This window comes from Zobellia nedashkovskayae, assembly GCF_015330125.1.
Classification (GTDB): domain Bacteria; phylum Bacteroidota; class Bacteroidia; order Flavobacteriales; family Flavobacteriaceae; genus Zobellia; species Zobellia nedashkovskayae.
In genome coordinates this window covers 4,786,009-4,806,464 of sequence record NZ_JADDXR010000002.1, presented here as the reverse complement: position 1 = coordinate 4,806,464, position 20,456 = coordinate 4,786,009, and the positions used below count along the sequence as shown (strand labels likewise).

Below are 20,456 nucleotides of genomic sequence, written 5' to 3'. Positions count from 1 at the left end.
GCGGACGATATATGTCTGATAGGAAGTTTGAAAAAGGTCAATTACTGTTGTTTATGATAGAATGATATTAAATGTTCCCCCTTTTAGAAAAACAACAATCGGCCTAGTTGAAATTATCGTTCGCATTTTTATATTTTCTTTCCGCCTAATATGAACTATTGGGAGTCTACTTATCCATTAAGTCAAAGTAATCTCCGTCTGTCCATCCTAATGGGGCTTCAACGGCATGATTACGAATTCCTTTTCCTTTAACCAATGGTTTTGTTCCATCCGCATTTTTCCAGACTATATTTCTTACTTGAAGGCCATCTACATCATCTACTATGATAGGAAACCTTGAATCTGGTGACTCTGTTCCAATGGTAACATTGTTTAAGGATATGTTTTCTGCATGCCTAACATACAATGTATGACTTGGTAAATTACCGTACGTAATTGCATGCGGATACCCTTTTTCATCTTCTTCAACAGTAGTACTAAAATCTCCCATTTTAAGTCCGCCTTTAGAGAAAAGCTGAATGTTGTTCAAAGAGATATTTTTAATTGGATGTCCTTCAAGTCCTGTAATAGAAGAACCCCAAGTACCCGCATTGTAAGCCACTACATTACTGATTGAAATATTTTTTACTTCTCCAATATTGTTGACCACAGCACCGGGCGTATGAGGCCTTGCCCTATTTCCCAAACGAATGTAAATAGGAGATTCTGTACCGTGAATAGTTAAATTATTTACGGTAAAACCTACCAACGTGCCACCATCTACAATCATAAGAGAAAGGCCGGATACACCTATACGAGGCGTATCCCAAATAGGTTTACCTTTTTCTTTTGAAGGTTTGATGACACAGTTACTTATGGAAACATTTTTAAAGCCACCAGTGGTTTCGGTACCTGCTTTTATGGCATTGCAAAAACTACTGACTACGCAATTTGTAATAGCAATATCTTCACAAGCAGCTGCCCCTGTACTCTTTAAAACGATACCGTCATCATCAGAATCAATAATACTATTTGAGAGAACAACACGGCGGCATCCGTCAATATCAATGCCATCGTTATTTCTGCTTCCATGACTGTAGACGTAAATGTTAGAGATAAATAAGTCTTCGCAGTCAAGATAATGTTGGTTCCAAATGGATGCATTGAGCATCCGTAAGCCGTCTATTTTAATATTCTTGCAGGAAATTAAAAGTATATTTCTAGGTCTTCCATCAACATCACCTGCATAAGGGTTGGGCATAGGAGTATGAAGCGGGCCTTGTCCGTCTATTGTTCCACTACCGGTCAAAGCTATGTTTTCTTGGCCTTCGGCATAAATAAGGGCATTAAATCCTCCAAGTTGGTCTTTATGAGATCGGTATATTGGCATGGGTTGTAAAGGGAAATCGGTAACGTTAATACTTGAAAGTAAAACGGAGTTATGTTCAAAATGTAGTTCAACATTACTTTTTAAAAGAATAGAACCCGATTTAAAAATTCCAGAAGGTATAATCACTTTTCCTCCTCCATTAGCAACGCAGGCATCAATTGCTTTTTGAATGGATTTTGTGTTTAAAAACTCCCCATCACCTTTTGCACCATAATCGGTAATGTTGTAGCCATCACTTTGTATTGGGCAGTCTAATTCTGCATATGCGTTATTAGAAACGAAGCCAAAAATTAAAACTAATAAGCTAATGCGTAATATTTTCATCATTCTAAAATTTATTTATTTCCTCCCAAAAAAAAATCTTCAATATTCGATAAAACTTTGGATGTGTAGTTTTAATAATTACCAATTAGAAAAGTGCGACGATTTTTTGTGAATTGCAAATTAAAGGTTATTCTGTTTTTAATGTTACTTTTAGGTTTTGGTGCAAATAGCCTTATCTCATGAGGTTCAAGTCCTAAATAATAAATCAGGTAAATTTTAAATGACAGATAGGAAAAAGAAGAATATACTTGGTTTAATAGGTCCGGGCTTTATTACTGCAGCTTTAGTTTTGGGACCAGGTAGTTTAGCAATAGGTTCTAAAATTGGGGCTAACTATGAATTTAGGTTACTTTGGGTAGTGCCTATTTGTATTCTTTTTATGGCGGCTTTCACCATAGTTTCTACTCGAATAGGGTTAAGCTCAAAACAAACACTTATTGAACTGATACGTGAAAAATATAGCAATACAATTTGTATTGTTATTGGTGTTGGTCTTTTTATAGTAGCAGCTTCTTTTCAGGCAGGTAACTCAATAGGCGCTGGTATGGTGTTTGGTGAAATGTTTAATGTATCGCCTGTGCCATGGATAATTGCATTTTCCGTTATTGCTATTATTTTACTGTTTTTTAAATCTTTTTTTAAGATTCTAGAGAAAATTATGATTGGTATGGTTGTTTTAATGCTGATTTCATTTGTACTAACCCTAATAATTTCAAAGCCTAATATTTCACTTTTAATACAGCAATTTAATTTTGAATTACCAAGTGGCTCGGAATTTTTGGCTCTGGCTTTAGTGGCTTCCAGTTTTTCAATTGCAGGAGCATTCTATCAGTCGTATCTCGTCCAAGAAAAAGGATGGGATAAGAGTGAGTCCAAGTCACATGAAAGAGAAAGTTTATCCGGCGTATTTATTCTGGGAATAATAACGGCAACAGTTATGTTAGTCGCTGCTTCAGTACTTTATCCGCAGGGAATTCAGGTTAATTCTGCTGCCGAAATGGGTAAAGCGTTAGAACCAATATTTGGAAGTTATGCCACGGTAATATTTATGTTCGGTTTGTTTGCAGCTTCTTTTTCTTCCTTAATCGGGAACGCAACTTTGGGCGGTGTTTTATTATCCGATGCTCTAAATATTGGCAGAAAGTTAGAGTCCCAAAAAGTACGCTATGTGATAATGTCAGTCATATTGATCGGTGCAGCTGTTGCTATAATTTTTGGAAATTTACCCATACAGCTTATAATTATGGCTCAAGGTTTTACTATCATAGTTGTTCCTGTAATAGGGTTTATGATTTTTATGATTGCGCGGGATAGAGCGGCAAAACACTTTTTTAAATTAAGTACAACATTGAATATTATTATGATTTTAGGATTGGCAATGCTAGTGCTATTAGCAGGTGCGAATACCTATAATATATTTATTAAATAAACTAGAAATCTATGATAGCTACAATAGCCGAATTAGAGGAACAACTCTCTAAACCTTCAAAACGATTAATAGAAGATATCAGTAAAATTGAAGGAGACATAATGATTTTAGGTTTGGGGGGAAAGATGGGGCCTACCCTGGCAAAGCTTGCTAAAAGAGCAATTGATGCTGCAGGAAGCACTAAAAAAGTAATTGGCGCTTCTCGCTTTTCAAATCAAAATCTATTTCAAGAATTGACAGATTATGGTATTGAATGTATCAAGGTAGATTTATTGGATGATGAAGCCTTGATGAAGCTCCCAAAGGTTAAAAACGTTATTTATATGGCGGGTAATAAATTTGGTACATCGGGTAATGAGCATTTTACTTGGGCAATGAACGCTTACCTTCCTGGTAGAGTTTCGGAAAGATATAAGGAATCAAAAATAGTTGTTTTTTCTACCGGTAATATATATCCGTTTGTGCCTATTGACAGTGGAGGAGCTAAAGAAGAAGTGAAACCTTCGCCAATTGGTGAATATGCCCAATCTTGTTTAGGTCGTGAACGTGTTTTTGAACATTTTTCCGTTAAAAACGGAACAGAAATGCTATTGTATCGGTTAAATTATGCACTTGATCTTAGGTACGGGGTTTTGTTAGAAGTTGCAAAGGCGGTGATTGAACAAAAACCAATAAATTTAAGTATGGGATTTGCCAATGTTATTTGGCAAGGCGATGCCAATGAGTATGCTATACGTTCCCTTTTACATTGTGAATCACCAGCTAGAAAATTAAACGTGACCGGGCCGGAAACCATATCCATACAATGGTTGGCAGAAGAATTTGGTAAATTACTTAAGGTAGAACCTATTTTTGAAAATAAGCCTGCAGAGACAGCATTGCTAAATAATTCAAACGGGGCTTATAGTTTATTTGGAAATCCCAGGACCTCACTGCAAGATATGATAAAGTGGACAGCTAATTGGGTCAAAATTGGAGGGGAACAATTAGGTAAACCTACGCATTTCCAAGAACGAAAAGGAGATTTTTAAATCAAATTAGTACAAAGTTAATATGAATACTTTAGACCCCGTATTAAAAAAATTGTTGCATCAAGGTACTGTAATTCCTGCTCATCCCTTGGCATTGACAGAAGGTCGTGAGCTAGACGAGAAACGTCAACGATTGTTAACAAGATATTATATGGCTTCAGGTGCAGGAGGTATTGCAATTGGGGTACATACAACACAGTTCCAAATACGAGACCCAAAAATCAATCTATATAAAAAGGTATTACAACTGGCGATAGAGGAAATTGAAATAGCCAATTTAGACAGACCATTTATAAAAGTAGCCGGTGTTAGCGGGAATACGGAACAAGCCGTAACCGAAGCTAAAATCTGTGCAGAATTAGGTTATGATATTGTTTTGGTAAGTACTAATGGCTTAGGAGATTGGTCAGAAGAGGCACTATTGGAACGAGCAACTAAAATTGCCCAAGTTATACCGGTATTTGGATTTTATCTGCAACCAGCTGTAGGAGGACGAGTTTTGAGTTATAATTTTTGGAAAGCTTTTGCTGAAATCAAGAATGTAGAAGCTATAAAAATGGCACCGTTTAATAGGTATCAAACTTTAGAAGTGGTACGTGCCGTTTGCGCTTCATCACGTTGTGATGAAATTGTATTATACACGGGTAATGATGACAATATAGTAGCTGACCTTTTAACGACTTATAATGTGACTATTGAAGGTAAAGTCATCAAAAAAGATATTGTAGGGGGATTACTGGGGCATTGGGCCGTTTGGACTAATAAAGCTGTTACGCTTTTGGAGGAAATTCATAAAGTAAAACAATCCGGCGGAACGATATCTAAAGAATTAATGTCATTGAATATTGCAGTAACGGACACTAATGCAGCATTTTTTGATGCGACCAATAATTTTGAAGGGTGTATAGCAGGTCTTCATGAAGTATTGAGAAGACAAGGTCTTCTAAAAGGAATTTGGTGTTTAGATGAAGCGGAAAAATTATCTACAGGTCAGAATGAAGAGATAAGTAGAGTTTATAATGACTATCCGCATTTAAATGATGATGATTTTGTTAGAGATAATATAGAAAATTGGTTGAAAGGCCTTTAAATAAGAAAGCAGTTTCAAACAATAATTTAATATTTTTAGAATAGTAAATAAGGAAGCATATGAAAACTAATCCACGGAGAAAATTTTTAAAACAAACTTCTAAAACAGTAGCAGCCGGTATGGTGTTTAGTCATCTTCCCGTTTTTTCAAATGTTAATGTCTTGGGGCAGCAAAAAATAAAATTGGGTTTAGTGGGTTGTGGAGGTCGTGGTACTGGGGCAATATTTCAAGCTTTAACGGCGTCAAAATCTGTAGAGTTAGTAGCAATGGGGGACGTTTTTCAACATGAGTTGGATAATAGTTTTCAAAGAGTTTCTATAGATTTCCCCGAACAAGTCAATGTACCGCGAGAACGTAAGTTTTTGGGATTAGAAGCGTACAAAAATGTTATTGATGAGTGTGATGCGGTAATTTTGGCTACACCACCTGGTTTTAGACCTGATCATTTTGAATATGCCATAGCATCTGGCAAACATGTTTTTCTAGAAAAACCATTAGCTGTTGATGGTCCTGGATATAGAAAAGTGATAGAAACCGGAAAATTGGCAACGGAGAAGAAGTTAAACGTTGTAGTTGGGTTACAATTCCGTTATGAAATTGCACTAAATAAAATGGTGGAAAAAATTCATGCAGGTGATATTGGAGACGTTCTTTCTATGGACGTTTATTATAACGTTGGTATGGCTACCGTACATCCACGAAAACCAGGTCAAACAGAATTGGAATATCAAATTAGTAATTGGCATTATTTTAATTGGTTATGGGGCGGTCAACTTGCCGGTCAGGCCATTCACCAAATTGATGTAGTTAATTGGATTAAAAAAGATTACCCCATTAAAGCAAGTGGAATGGGAGGTAGGGCAATGCTTAAAGGGCCGGACCATGGAGAGATATTTGACCATCATTATGTAGAATATGAGTATGCCGATGGTACAAAACTACATGTACAGTGTAGACAAATGGATAATTGTGCCAATAGACTGGGCTTTAATATTCAGGGTTCTAAAGGTAAGGCAGATGAACGTTTTCAGATGGTTGATTTAGAAGGAAATTCGCTTTGGAGATATAGAGACAAAGATGATCCATCATCTTCACAGATTGAACAGGATGAATTTATAGGAGCAATTTTAGGAAACAAACCCTATGTGAACAATACTAAGTACGGAGCAGAAAGTTCAATGACGACTATCATGGGTAGAATGGCAATTGAATCTGGTAAAATTATTGATTTGGAAAAGGCGAAAGCGTCTAATTTAAGTATAGTGCCTTCCGAATTATCTTGGGATATGAAAATGCCTAATGCACCATTAGAAGATGGTAATTATGCGATTCCAAAGCCGGGAATTCCTGTATTGTAAATGAATTAATCTGAGCATGAAAAATTTAATTAATTGCGTTGTCTTTATTTTATTGATTTCAGGTTGTTCTACGTCGGAGAAGATGCCTGTTGTTATTGTTTCTGAAACTGCGGGCTTAGACCGTCCTTTAGAATATGTAAACCCAACGATTAGTTTGGATAGTGAATTGCTGGAGAATGAGATGTTAGTAGCTATTGACCCAGAAGATGGAACTGCTATACCGGTTGATGATACAGCATTTGTTAAAAATGAAAATCGGTTTGAATATTCTATAATTTTTCCGATTACGCTTATGGCAAATCAAACCAAAAAATTCAATATCAGTATTAAAGAAAAGAGTAAGATTGGATTACCTATTCAGCAAATGCTCTCCGAAGATAATCTAGCTGTAGAGAACAAATATTACAAAGCTACTTTTAGCACGGAAGATGATAAACGCGGCGGACAAGTAAATGGAATAGAGTTGAAAAACTTTAAAAATCAGCTGTTGAAAAGAAGCCATATTGCAATGCATTGGGCTCCCAATTTTTCTAAAAGTAATTCAGGGTTATATTTTAATTTAGAAGATTTACGACCGGATTCTAAAAATCACCTAGAAGTAGAAAAGTACCGTGTAGTCAAGGAACGTTCAGGTAGTACGGATAGCGTGCCCGAGATTCTAATTGAAGGACGTTATGAGTTTTATGATAATCTGCCTTATTTTTTGTTTGAGTCTGTTATTTCGGTTCAAAAAGAGGTGGAACTAAATCTCTTACGTAATGATGAAATGACTATGGATAGTCTTTTTACCCATCTTGCGTATGCTAAAAAAGATGGTACCATTAAACGGTTAAATTTATACTCCGATGAACTAGATGTTTTAGAAGAAAATCATGTTACTGATGATGCAGCTTGGTTGGCTTTTTATAATTTAGAAAAAGGTTATGGTTTTGGTTCAATACGTCTTCAGTACGATAATTCAAATACAAAAGGAGAGCCCTCACCAACGCACAATCCATACACCAAGATTACCAAATCTTCAAACAATGGTAGATATTGGAATAGAGTTTTATCCGATACTATTCAGACCTTCCCAGTTGGAAGTCAGTATTATGAGAAAAATGCTTATTTAGTCTTTCCGGTAGGTTCAGAAAAGCCTGAAAAAGTAATTGAAAGTTATGCAGAGCGTTTAAATCAGCCACTGAGTGTACAGGTGATAGAAAATTAATATATAGCTCAGTATTAAAACCCTGGTTAATATAGAAAATAGTGTCGTCAGTATCTCCTATTTTTTTAACTCATTTAGAGTGATAAATTTGTTGTTAATTAACCTTAACAAGTACAATATTTAAAATGTCATTTTACAGCAACTTATCGGATTTCGGTTCACGTTTTGTAGGCAAGCATATCATTTTTAAACATGGTTTTAATCTTTCGCCTATGTACCGCAGAAGCACTGCTAGAATAAAGCATGTTTCTGAGGATCTTAGAAAGGTTACCATTAAGTTGCCTATCAGTTATAAAAACCGAAATTACGTAAGCACCATCTTTGGAGGGAGTCTCTTTTCAGCAGTAGACCCTATACCCATGACTCAACTAATCAATATTCTTGGTAATGATTTTGTTGTTTGGGATAAATCAGCAGAGATAGCTTTTAAAAGACCTGCAAAGGAGGATGTTTATGCAGATTTTGAATACAACCAAGAGGAAATAGACGAAATAAAGTTAAGAGTAGCACAGGAAGATGAGATAGACATTGTAAAGACTACGCGCTTAATGAACGCCGAGCGGAATACTGTTTTCTGTGAAGTGAAAAAAACAATCTATATAGCGGATAAGGCCCACTATAAAAAGAAACGAGCGCTGGCAAAAGCAAAGAAAAGCGAAGGGAAATTATAGTGGTTGTATTCTAAAGTACTACTGGTTAAAAATCTCTTCACTTTAATTGTTTCAGTATAAGTCATCTTTTATTATAAAAGTACTAGGCTCCCGTTTGACTTATTTCTGCCCTGTTCCCTTTCCATCCTTTGTTGAATTGCTGCATGAGCTCCGCTACAAGTTGGGGATTGTCTTTTGCAATATTTACCGTTTCTAACGGGTCTTTGTTGTGGTCATATAGTTCTACAAAAATGGGTTCTGCAGTAGCATCAGTATAGTCTTTCCAAACGATAAATCGGTAATTTTTAGTCCGCATGGAATAGCCCATAAGTCGGTTTTCAAATAAATCGCGATCCCATTTTTCGCCTTGTTGTTTTTTTATACGCCCTTCAACTTCTTCTATTAAAGGTCCAAAAGAAGTTTCGCGCATTCCTTTTGACAGTGGATTTGCCGCCCATTCACGAAGTGCTGGTGTAGGAAACTGAGAAAAAACTGCTGTTTTCCATTTTTGGTCAGGATTGGAAAGTAAGGGCGCAAAGCTCTGGCCTTCTAGGGTGTTGGGTTTAGAAATGTCCGCAAGATCACATAAGGTAGGATACATGTCTACTAATTCCACAAGGGCATCGGTAGATTTCCCTCTGGTTTCTTTTGCCATATCCGGGGTCCAAATTATCAAAGGAACTCTTGTAGCAATTTCATAGTTTGTCGCTTTTCCCCAAATACCCATATCACCTAAATGCCAGCCATGGTCACTCCACAAAATAACAATGGTATTGTCCTTAATCCCCGCATCTTCAAGCGCAGTAAGCATTCTGCCAATTTGGGCATCTACGTAACTAACACAAGCTAGATAAGCATGCTTGAGTTTTATGGCCTGTTCTGGAGAAATATCTCCTTTTTTTGGAATACCTGCTCTGGCCCTTAATTCAAAGGAAGCGTGTAATCCCATGGTAGCTCCGTCATTTGGAGCTTTGTCCTGGGCTGCAAGTTTTATGTCTGCCTCATCGTACATATCCCAATATTTCTTTGGGGCAATCCAATCTAAGTGTGGTTTTTTCATTCCCATACCTAAGAAGAAAGGCTTTTCAGGATTTTTCTGAAGCATATCTTTCATGGTGGCAATGGCCAGATCAGTATTGAATCCGTCTTCATAGGCGTTATCTGGAAAATCGGCAAATTCGTAAGAAGGACCTTTACCAAGACCATTTCTTAATGCATTCTCTCCGTATTTAGCAACCATGGCAGCGCTATTTTCTTTTTGCATTTTTATGTTTTCCGGTAATTTAAAACCGAATTTAACATCGGTTTTGCTCATCTTAACCGGTTCTCTGCTCCAAGAAAGCTCAGGGTCGTTATATTTCCCATGATATATTTTTCCGGTATATACCGCCTCATAGCCATTGTTTTTGAAATGCTGAGGAATGGTTACGATATCCGGATTTTTATCTCTGAAGTAGGTAAAATTTTCAATTACCTGTATGGTTTCTGGTCGGGCACCTGTCATTAAACTTGCTCTAGAGGGGCTGCAAATGGCTTGTTGGCAATAGGCATTATTAAAGCGAAGTCCGTCTTGGGCCAACGCATCAATATTTGGAGTGATGGCAATATCAGAGCCATATACACCAAGCTCTGGCCTAAGGTCATCTATAGCTAGAAATAAAATATTGGGTTGCTTTGCATTTTCTTTTTTTGGAGGAGTTGTAGTGTTCTTACAGCTAAATAATAGCCCTAAACAGATAAGAGCGAGGATGCGGATGTTCATTTTTATCGAGTTTTATAAAACGATTTAAAAGTAGATTATGGTAAAAAGCATAAAACAACATTTTGAACCTATTACAAATTAACCTTAAAATTGCGTTTATCCTTTTTCCGATTTTATCAAGCGTCGGCACTATTTTAACCATATCCGCTTACTTTCTATTCTAGTCTATTTTTACCATTGAAATTTGTCTCCATTTGGGCTTCCGATGACAAGAAAGATTGGCAAATGATCAAGAAGGAGATGTTTGCCAATGAAAACAATTTGGACCGGCTTAAAGAGATATCAATACAGCTTCCAAAGAAATCGTATTCATATTTAAAAATAATAGCGCAGCCTCAAAAAGGTCAGACTATACGGGTCAATCAATTGTTCTTTTTCTAAGATGGAAAACTAAGTTTTAATTAAGGGTATGGTGGAATCCCGCTCAATCATAGTGGTTTTGATAACTTCGGTTGCAAATGGTTTTTCGGTATCGTTTTGTTCTATTCTATTTACCAATTGTTGAGCGGCACGCTCACCCATATGATACCCGTGTTGACTGATAGATGTTAAACTAGGAACTACATATTTAGGAAGAATTCCGTTAGTAAAGCAAATAATGGAAAGCTCTTTAGGTATTTTAATGGCCAATGAATTAGCGGTCAATAAGGAGGTAACGCCCGCTTCTTCCTCCAAACCTAAAATGGCATCCACTTTTCCCGCGGAAAGCAATTTTCGTATTTCCACTTCCATAAAAGACTTTTCCAGCTTTTCAAAAATCAAGCTCTGATCTAGGTCTAAATTATGGTCCTTAAGACACTGGTGGTAGCCGTTAATTCTCAGCCGTGAAATCTCAAGGTCTCCTAATAGGGAAACTACGGCAATACGTTTAAATCCAGATTTTATAAGGTGCTCCGTTGCATTATATGCAGCTTTGGTATCATCTATGGTTACTTTGTCACAGTTCAACTTTGATGATACGCGATCAAACATTACTACGGGTACCCCTTTGTTCAAGAAGGGCTCAAAATGGTCTGTGTTATCCAGTTTACCTGTTTCTTCCGCCAACGAAACTAAGAGCCCGGATATAGCTCCTTTGCGCAACATTTCGGTAATGGCAACTTCCTTTGTGTAAGATTCGTTAGAGATGCAGGCAATCATATTATAGCCGTTGTCATTCAATACTTTCTCTACACCGCTAATAACTTGGGCAAAGAAGTAGTTGAGAATATTAGGAATGATTACACCAACGGATTGCGAAGGTTCTTTTCTAAGGTTAATTGCATTAAGGTTGGGACGGTACTTATGTTCCCGGGCATACGCAATGATTTTCGCCTTGGTTTTGGTGCTTATTTCATGGCTATCATTTAACGCCTTAGATACGGTAGATTTAGAGACTTTAAAATGCTTGGCAATATCGTCTAAACTAAGTTTTCGTTTCATAACTGTATCAAGATACTAAATATCCCATTAAGATATTACTTCTTTTTTGCTGTACTGATCGCTAAAATAGCATTTTGCACCTATTCTTTTTACGAAACCCATTTCGAAAAATACGAAATATTGTAAATATCTGATTTTAAACAGGTTGTGGTTGTGAAATTTTGAATTTATAAACGGTTCTATTTCGTATTTTTAGTACGGAAACGAATTATCTGGAACTCGTTTTAAGTTATAGTTTAAATTTGACAAAAGGGCTTGGTTTTTAGTGAGATACAAAAAATCCGATAGGATAACGTTCAAAAAACAGAAGCACTTACAAACACCAAATAATTATGTACAGTATAGGTTACGATATAGGAAGTTCGTCAATAAAAGCAGCTTTAGTTGAGGTGAGTACGGGTAAACCCGTTGCCGTAGTGAGCGAACCTAAAACAGAAATGGATATTCTAGCTATCAACAATGGTTGGGCAGAACAAGATCCGGATATGTGGTGGAAACATGTTTGTGCCGCAACTAAAACATTGCTATCAGAAAATAATATAAAATCAGAAGAGGTTACCGGTATTGGTATTTCATACCAAATGCACGGATTGGTGGTTGTAGACGAGAACCTTAAGCCTTTACGTGATTCTATTATCTGGTGCGATAGTAGAGCGGTAGGTATTGGTCAAAAAGCATTTAACGAACTTGGCAATGACCGTTGTAGTGAGCACTTATTAAACTCGCCTTCTAATTTTACCGCATCCAAATTAAAGTGGGTTAAGGAGAACGAGCAGGAAATTTTTGAACGTATCCATAAGTTCATGCTACCGGGAGATTATATAGCCTGTAGATTGAGTGGTACAGCAAACACAACACTATCCGGCTTGTCCGAAGGTATATTTTGGGATTTTAAAACGAATAGCTTAGCCACTTGGTTATTGGATTATTACGGATTGAACGAATCTCATGTGCCTGAAATAGTCGATACTTTTTCTGTTCAAAGTAAGGTATCGGAACAAGGAGCAAAAGAGTCAGGTTTAAAAGTGGGTACGCCTATTTTATACCGTGCAGGAGATCAGCCTAACAATGCGTTGTCCTTAAATGTTTTTAATCCAGGTGAGGTAGCTGCTACCGGTGGAACATCCGGTGTGATTTATGCGATAACAGATAATCTTTCGGTTAAGGAAAGCTCGCGAGTTAACAACTTTGCCCACGTAAACTACAGTGCAGAAAATAAGAATATAGGAAAACTATTGTGTATAAACGGTGCCGGTATTCAATACCGTTGGTTGTTAAACAATTTGGATGTCGCTTCATATGATGAAATGAACGATTTGGCCAATTCCGTACCACAAGGCTCAGATGGTGTAAAAATATTGCCATTTGGTAACGGTGCAGAACGCATGTTGAACAATGTGGATTTAGGTACAAATATGTTTGATATCAACTTAAACAATCATACCAAAGCACATTTGTGTAGAGCTTCATTGGAAGGTATTGCATTCTCTTTTGTATATGGTATGGAAATCCTTCGGTCAGATGGTATTACCGCTACCAAAATACGAGCAGGAAACGATAACCTGTTTAGATCGGAAATTTTCTCGAATACAATAGCAACACTTATTGATCGTGAGATAGAAATATATAATACCACAGGCGCTATTGGTGCAGCTAGAGCCTGTATTTTAAGTGATGGCGATTTTTCAAGCTTCGGAGAACAAATTATGGCTAATGATTATGTTATGAGCTATAAACCTTCCGCAGAAAAAGAAGCATTACAATCTGCATATTCCGCATGGAAAAAAGAATTAGAACAATTATTAAAAAACAAGTAACATGGCATTATTAGGAGACAAAGAGTACTTTAAAGGTATTGGAGAAATCAAGTTTGAAGGAAAAGAATCAGACAACCCTTTAGCATTTAAATATTACAACCCAGACCAAGTTGTTGCGGGCAAGACCATGAAGGAACACTTCAAGTTTGCTATTGCATACTGGCATACATTCTGTGGGCAAGGTTCTGATCCATTTGGCCCAGGTACACAAAATTTTGCTTGGGATAAATCTTCAGATGCCGTTCAAGCTGCAAAAGATAAAGCAGATGCTGCTTTTGAGTTTATCAGCAAAATGGGATTTGATTATTTCTGTTTTCATGATTTCGATTTGATTCAAGAAGGTCCAACTTTTGCTGAATCAGAAAAAAGATTAGCTACTATTACTGATTATATAAAGGAGAAAAAAGCTGCTTCGGGTATTAAGTTGTTGTGGGGTACGGCTAACTGTTTCTCTAATCCAAGATACATGAACGGTGCTGCTACAAACCCAGATTTTGATGTGGTTGCTAGAGCAGGTGGTCAAGTAAAATTAGCGATGGATGCGACTATTGCATTAGACGGTGAGAACTATGTTTTCTGGGGAGGTCGTGAGGGGTATATGTCTCTTTTGAACACAAACATGGGTCGCGAATTAGATCATATGGCACAGTTTTTAACTATGGCTAGAGATTATGCTCGTAAGCAAGGTTTTAAAGGTAATTTCTTTATTGAACCAAAACCAATGGAGCCAACCAAGCACCAGTATGATTTTGATTCGGCTACGGCAATCGGTTTCTTAAAAGAGTACGGATTGGATAAAGATTTCAAAATAAACATAGAAGTAAACCATGCAACTCTTGCACAACACACTTTTCAGCATGAAATGGAAGTTTCCGCTAAAGCAGGAATGTTAGGTAGTTTAGACGCCAACCGTGGGGATTACCAAAACGGATGGGATACAGATCAGTTCCCAAACAACATTCAAGAAACTACGGAAGCTATGCTAGTATTTTTACAAGCTGGTGGCCTACAGGGCGGTGGTGTAAACTTTGATGCAAAAATTAGAAGAAATTCTACGGACCTAGAAGATATTTTCTTAGCTCATATTGGTGGTGCAGATACGTTTGCAAGAGGTTTAATTACGGCTGATAAAATAATCCAGTCTTCTGATTATAGCAAGCTTCGTGAAAACCGTTACAGCTCTTTTGATTCAGGAAAAGGAAAAGAGTTTGAAGGAGGTAAATTAAGCCTGGAGAACTTATACGATTTAGCTACTACTAATGGTGAGTTAGAGCTTAAGAGTGGTAAGCAAGAATTGTTCGAAAACATAATTAATCAGTACATCTAGAATATATGAAGTTTTTTATAGATACAGCAAATTTAAACGATATTCAAAGCGCCTATGAGTTAGGTGTTTTGGATGGCGTAACTACAAACCCTTCTTTAATGGCTAAAGAAGGTATTACCGGAAAAGACAATATTTTAAAACACTACCTGGCAATTTGTGAAAAAGTTGAAGGTGATGTTTCTGCTGAGGTTATTGCAACCGATTATGCAGGTATGATCAAAGAAGGTGAAGAATTGGCCGCCTTACATCCTCAGATTGTGGTAAAATTACCAATGATAGCAGATGGTGTAAAAGCGTGTAAATATTTCTCTGACAAAGGAATAAAAACAAATGTTACTCTAGTGTTTTCAGTAGGTCAGGCATTATTGGCTGCTAAGGCTGGCGCTACATATGTTTCTCCATTTTTAGGCAGGTTAGATGATATTTCTACAGATGGTATGCGTTTGATCGAGGAGATTCGTTTGATTTATGATAACTACGGTTTTGAGACACAAATTTTGTCGGCTTCTGTACGTCATACCATGCACGTAATCAACTGTGCTAAATTGGGGTCAGATGTAATGACAGGTCCATTGTCAGCTATTGAAGGTCTGCTTAAGCACCCGTTAACGGATAGTGGTTTAGAGAAATTCTTGGCAGATTATAAGAAAGGAAATCAATAGGTAACCCTGTTGTAGACAGACATAATATTTAGGTCTTGGCAACAGTTTCCAATTTATTTTATAAGCTATATTGCCGGTGGTAGAAACTACCGGCAATTTGGTTTAAGAGCATTCTGTTTGTGTGAAATGGCCATTTGCCCTATCTTCAAACTGATTCCGTAATGCACGGCATATTTTTATTTTTCACTTTATCAAATACCATTTTTTAAATATCCAACAGAGTAGAAGTACTACTATATGAGATTAAGTAAGATAATTTTGAGTTTAGTTTTTTGCGTCTTCCTTACGCAATGTCATCTCTATGGGCAAAATTCAAATGACGATTACACCTTTATAGATATAGAACAAGATAATACCCAAAGAGCGGTCTCTACTATTGTTGAAGATAGCATGGGCCTTATTTGGATGGGAACCAATGGGGTGGGGTTAAAGAAATACAATGGTATTGATTTTACTACCTATAAACAAGATATTAGCGAGCCAAAATCACTAAGCAATTCGCTTATCCATACCTCATATATTGATAAATCTAATAGATTTTGGATAGGTACGGAAACGGGCTTAGATCTGTACAATAGAGATTTTGATAACTTTGATAAAATAGAGTTGAGGGGAGAACCCAGATTACAAAACGGTGTCCTAATTAGAGCAATTCAAGAGGGTATTAATGGAGAGCTTTTGGTAGGGTCTCATTACCATGGGGTATTTAGAGTAGACCCGTTAACCTTAGATAGTGAGTCAATTCCTTTTCAGTCTACCATAGCCAAATCGGCCATACAGGTAAATTGTATTTTAAAAAGCAAAACAGGTAACGTATTTGTAGCTACTAATTACGGTCTTTTTGAATATGATGGGGTTAAGGTTAAACCCTCGCAGATTATGATTGATAACGGCGAAATAGCTGAAAATCTAAATTTAAATATTGAGACTTTATTTGAAGATATAGAAGGTGCAATCTGGTTAGGTACGCTATCGGACGGATTGATCAAAATAATACTGCACTCTTCAAATAAGTATAAAATAGATTCTTTTAAAATAACTGCGGAACGGGTATTATCCATTGCCCAAGGCACAGATGGTAATATCATATGTGGTACGGAGAATGATGGGCTTTTTGTACTAAAGTCAAACGGAACACTAATTAAGAATTATCGCTATGATAAATTTGATGTTAAAAGTGTAAAATCAAACTCCATTTGGTCTGTTTTCGTAGATAGTCAAGAACGTATTTGGATTGGGTACTACAACAAAGGGGTAGGGGTTTACGATAAGTTGTTTGATAAATTTAAGGATATTGAAAGCTTGGCCAATATCAATAACTCCCTGCTACTTCCTTCTGTTACAGGTATTGCTAGTGATCAAGAAGGTAGGTTGTGGATTGGTTTAGATGGGGGTGGTATAGATGTATATAATGCTGCGGACAAAAGTATTGTTCATTTAAAAGACCCTGAAAATTCAATAGCAACTAACCTGCATGCGGCAGCTGTTTCGGGAATGTTTTTTGATAGTAAAGGAAACCTTTGGGTGGGAACATGGAATTCTGGTATCTATTATCTTCCAAAAAACACATCAACATTTATTAACTATACGATTTCAAATACCAATGGTGGGCTAACAAGCAACCGTATTATGGCATTTGATGAAGACAAAAACGGAATTATTTGGATTGGCTCTTATGTAACAGGGTTGCATTCCTTTAATCCGGAAACTAAAAAATTCACTCCTCACAATTCTCAAATTTACCAAGATGTAATTCCTAGTCATGGAGAAGTGCGTAAAATCTTGGTAGATAGTAATGATGTTATTTGGTTAGGAACCACAGGCGGACTTTATAAAATAGCTAATGATTTTTCTGAGGGAGACAAGGCTATTTCTTTAATAGAGCGCATGCACGGAGATACTGGTCAAAAACTTATAGTAGATAGAATAGTATCGCTATTTGAGGATAGCAAGAATATCATTTGGATCGGCACGGACGGTGGAGGTTTATGTAAATATGACCCATCTAAAGATATATTTACTTGGTATGGGGATAGAAATGGTTTAGGACAACAGACTATAGCTTCAATTTTAGAAGATGATAATGGTGCTATCTGGTTAGGCGGGAATAATGGTATTTCTAGATTGGATGTAGAAAAAGAAAGCTTTAAAAACTTTGATATTCATGATGGGTTATTGGCCAACGATTTTAATTACAATGCTACCTACAAAGATGATTCCGGTATTTTATATTTTGGCAGTTATGAAGGGGTTAATTCTATAGACCCCAAAAATTTGAGTTTCAATAGTAATGAACCTCAGGTTTACTTCACGGATTTTAAACTCTTTAATAAATCCGTTGTGCCAGGTACGGAAAAATCGCCTTTAGAAAAAGTTATAGGCCGTACGGAAAATTTAACCCTCACTCATAATCAGTCGGTTTTTACAATAGAATATGCAGGAATAAATTTCACAAGGCCCAAAAAGAACCAGTACGCCTATTTTTTAGAAGGTTTTGACAACCGGTGGAACTATGTAGGGAAAACCAGAAGTGCAACCTATACGAATCTTCCTGTGGGTGATTATGTTTTTAAGGTGAAAGCAGCCAATAATGATGGTGTTTGGAATGAAACACCAAAGACTTTACGGCTTACGGTTTTAGCACCTTGGTGGGGTACAACTACGGCTATTTTACTGTATGTACTGGCCATTTTACTAATAACTTACTTTTTGGTAAAGTTGGCAAATCAGCGAGTTCAGGAAAAAAGAATGGTTCAATTTGAACGCGAAAAGCGATTACAGGAAGAAGTGTTGAACGATAGAAAAATTCAATTTTTTACGAATATCTCCCATGAATTTAGGACTCCACTTACGCTTATTTTAAATCCGTTAGAAGACATTCTTAGAGATTCAGGAACTTCTTTTTCTCAAAAGATGAAGGAAAAGTTGGGTATCATCCACAAGAACACCAACAGATTAAAGCGGTTAATAGATGAGTTGATGGATTTTAGAAAGCTAGATATTAATAAGCTTAACGTTAAGGTGTCCGAGCTAGAGGCCATAACGTTCATCAAAGAAATTACAAATCATTTTGAAGAAGAGGCAACGCTAAAAGATATTCACTTTTTAGTAGAATCCGAGGAGCAACCTATAACGCTGTGGAGCGACCCTTCTATGTTGGAAAAAGTCATTTTTAACATCCTATCAAATGCCTTTAAAATTACACCGGATAGAGGAACCATAACGGTAGGCGTTTTTAAATGCGCCAATAAAATTATATTCCCATTGGTAAATGAAACGGAAGCTTTTCAGGCCTTGGAAATAAACATAGAAGATACAGGAAGCGGTATTGGAAAAGAAGAATTGGAAAAGGTTTTTGAGCGGTTTTACCGAGTAGAAAAAATGAACAGCCAATATTATGGTGGTACAGGTATTGGCTTAGAAGTAGTGAAGAGTTTTATAGACCTTTTAAAAGGTAAAATAGTTGTAGAAAGTGAAGAAGGACTTGGTACCAAATTCAGGATTTTTCTACCGCTTGGTAATGCCCACTTCAAACCCAGCGAGCTGTTTCTAAAGCCCGAGACTAAAAGTGAGGAATTAAAACCAATTACGACGGGCGGAGATATCGTTAATCAGTATGCAAATAATGGGTTGGATACGACGCTTCTTATTGTTGAAGATAATGCAGAGCTGAGAGCGTATTTAAGAAATGAACTAAAGGGAGAGTATAAAGTTATTGAAGCAGTAAACGGAACGGAAGCATTAAAGGCAGCCGAAAAAAGAACTCCGGACATTATCCTTTCTGATGTGGTTATGCCAGAAATGGACGGATTTGAGTTCTGTAGACATATACGGGAAGACCTGAAAACAAGCCATATTCCAATTCTAATGCTCACCGCCAAAACAATGACAGATGATTGGGTAAAGGGTATTGACTGCGGTGCGGATGTTTATCTGACCAAACCTTTTGAGATGACCGTGCTTAGAGCGCAGTTAAAGCAAATTTTGAGCAGTAGGCAAGTACTGTTTAATAAGTATTTAAATGATTCAAACAACGTAAAAGTACCCGAAAGTGCTTCTTTATTAGACAAAGGTTTTATTGCAAAGGTGCTAGATTATGTTACTGCTAATCTATCGGATGAAAATCTAAATGTAGAGCAGTTGGCTGAGGAACTGAATCTAAGTAGAAGTCAATTATATAGAAAGATAAAAGCGCTAACAGGCTATTCTGCAAATGAGTTTCTACGCAAAATAAGACTTGAAAAAGCCAAGCAGATGATAGAGAACGGAAACGAATCTATAAGTGAGGTTTGCTTTAAAGTAGGCTTTTCATCTCCTTCCTATTTTACCAAATGCTTTAAGGCCCAATTTGGGTTTCTTCCTACTGAGGTGAAGTAATCACTTGATAATTTCTAATGCAGTATAAATTCTATGACTTTGCTAGACTTAAGAAAATTACGGGTACAATAGAAGTATATGTACTGTTATGTGTAAATCTATATCTTTATATGAATTAAATATACTGGATTGGAAATAGTAGAAACACATAGAAATGATTATACCATTTCAACCGACAAGGATAAGTTAGATATTTTGAGCATCTACAAATTCCTTTCAAAAGAAACTGATTGGGCTAAGGGAATTCCAATGAATACCCTAAAAACATCCATTGAAAACTCTTTGAATTTTGGACTGTATCATAATAACAAACAAATAGGCTACGCCAGAATAATTTCAGACTATTCCACAATTGCCTATTTAGGAGATGTATTTGTTCTTAAAGAATATAGAGGAAATGGATTAAGTAAATGGTTGATAAATGAAATCATGGAACATCCAAAGCTACAAGGATTAAGACGATGGATTTTACTAACTGACACTGCAGAATGGCTTTATAAGAAATTTGGATTTACGGAGTTGCCCCATCCTGAATTTTACATGGAAAAGCATAATCCAAATGTATATAAAGGAATAGAAACTACTAAAGGCAATGCGGAGGAAACCTAAAACAGGATGCTTTAGCAATGAA

The 20,456-nt window shown here is 36.6% G+C and carries 15 protein-coding genes; 12 read left to right on the top strand and 3 right to left on the bottom strand.

What is annotated here, in order from left to right:
• Positions 1-166: 166 nt before the first annotated feature.
• Positions 167-1,696, bottom strand: coding sequence for a glycoside hydrolase family 28 protein (locus IWB64_RS19840; RefSeq protein ID WP_194535664.1), 1,530 nt, complete (start codon positions 1,694-1,696; stop codon positions 167-169).
• 217 nt (positions 1,697-1,913) lie between these two features.
• Between IWB64_RS19840 and IWB64_RS19835 the strand changes: the two genes are divergently transcribed.
• The 6 genes from IWB64_RS19835 to IWB64_RS19810 all read left to right on the top strand — a co-directional run bounded on the left by IWB64_RS19835 (position 1,914) and on the right by IWB64_RS19810 (position 8,479).
• Positions 1,914-3,122: an Nramp family divalent metal transporter gene (locus IWB64_RS19835; protein ID WP_194535663.1), complete on the top strand. Its 1,209-nt coding sequence runs from the start codon at positions 1,914-1,916 to the stop codon at positions 3,120-3,122.
• An 11-nt stretch (positions 3,123-3,133) separates the two neighbouring features.
• Positions 3,134-4,153: an NAD-dependent epimerase/dehydratase family protein gene (locus IWB64_RS19830; RefSeq protein WP_226975956.1), complete on the top strand. Its 1,020-nt coding sequence runs from the start codon at positions 3,134-3,136 to the stop codon at positions 4,151-4,153.
• A gap of 22 nt (positions 4,154-4,175) precedes the next feature.
• A complete protein-coding gene (locus tag IWB64_RS19825) occupies positions 4,176-5,243 on the top strand; it encodes a dihydrodipicolinate synthase family protein (RefSeq protein ID WP_194535662.1) in 1,068 nt (355 codons plus the stop codon).
• A gap of 59 nt (positions 5,244-5,302) precedes the next feature.
• Complete coding sequence (locus tag IWB64_RS19820) at positions 5,303-6,601, top strand: Gfo/Idh/MocA family protein (protein ID WP_194535661.1); 1,299 nt, start codon at positions 5,303-5,305, stop codon at positions 6,599-6,601.
• A gap of 16 nt (positions 6,602-6,617) precedes the next feature.
• Positions 6,618-7,808, top strand: coding sequence for a hypothetical protein (locus IWB64_RS19815; protein WP_194535660.1), 1,191 nt, complete (start codon positions 6,618-6,620; stop codon positions 7,806-7,808).
• A gap of 125 nt (positions 7,809-7,933) precedes the next feature.
• Complete coding sequence (locus IWB64_RS19810) at positions 7,934-8,479, top strand: DUF4442 domain-containing protein (protein ID WP_194535659.1); 546 nt, start codon at positions 7,934-7,936, stop codon at positions 8,477-8,479.
• Positions 8,480-8,561: 82 nt separating this feature from the next.
• Here IWB64_RS19810 and IWB64_RS19805 read toward each other — a convergent pair whose 3' ends face one another.
• Positions 8,562-10,220, bottom strand: a complete 1,659-nt coding sequence (locus IWB64_RS19805; RefSeq protein WP_194535658.1) for a sulfatase — start codon at positions 10,218-10,220, stop codon at positions 8,562-8,564.
• Positions 10,221-10,397: 177 nt separating this feature from the next.
• Between IWB64_RS19805 and IWB64_RS19800 the strand changes: the two genes are divergently transcribed.
• A complete protein-coding gene (locus IWB64_RS19800) occupies positions 10,398-10,601 on the top strand; it encodes a DUF3999 family protein (RefSeq protein ID WP_194535657.1) in 204 nt (67 codons plus the stop codon).
• Between the two features lie 9 nt (positions 10,602-10,610).
• Here IWB64_RS19800 and IWB64_RS19795 read toward each other — a convergent pair whose 3' ends face one another.
• Positions 10,611-11,642, bottom strand: a complete 1,032-nt coding sequence (locus IWB64_RS19795) for a LacI family DNA-binding transcriptional regulator (protein WP_194535656.1) — start codon at positions 11,640-11,642, stop codon at positions 10,611-10,613.
• A gap of 332 nt (positions 11,643-11,974) precedes the next feature.
• Between IWB64_RS19795 and IWB64_RS19790 the strand changes: the two genes are divergently transcribed.
• The 5 genes from IWB64_RS19790 (at position 11,975) to IWB64_RS19770 (ending at position 20,434) form a co-directional block, all read left to right on the top strand.
• The gene (locus IWB64_RS19790; RefSeq protein ID WP_194535655.1) at positions 11,975-13,459 is read left to right on the top strand and encodes a xylulokinase; all 1,485 of its coding nucleotides are present in this window, start codon (positions 11,975-11,977) and stop codon (positions 13,457-13,459) included.
• A gap of 1 nt (position 13,460) precedes the next feature.
• On the top strand, positions 13,461-14,786 hold the full coding sequence (gene xylA, locus IWB64_RS19785; protein ID WP_194535654.1) for a xylose isomerase: 1,326 nt from the start codon (positions 13,461-13,463) through the stop codon (positions 14,784-14,786).
• 5 nt (positions 14,787-14,791) lie between these two features.
• Positions 14,792-15,448, top strand: coding sequence for a fructose-6-phosphate aldolase (gene fsa, locus IWB64_RS19780; protein ID WP_194535653.1), 657 nt, complete (start codon positions 14,792-14,794; stop codon positions 15,446-15,448).
• 258 nt (positions 15,449-15,706) lie between these two features.
• Positions 15,707-19,825 carry a hybrid sensor histidine kinase/response regulator transcription factor gene (locus IWB64_RS19775; RefSeq protein ID WP_226975955.1) on the top strand — a complete coding sequence of 1,373 codons (4,119 nt, stop codon included), beginning with the start codon at positions 15,707-15,709 and terminating at the stop codon, positions 19,823-19,825.
• Between the two features lie 129 nt (positions 19,826-19,954).
• Positions 19,955-20,434 (top strand): GNAT family N-acetyltransferase, encoded by a 480-nt coding sequence (locus tag IWB64_RS19770; protein ID WP_194535651.1) that lies wholly within the window; start codon positions 19,955-19,957, stop codon positions 20,432-20,434.
• Positions 20,435-20,456 lie beyond the last annotated feature (22 nt).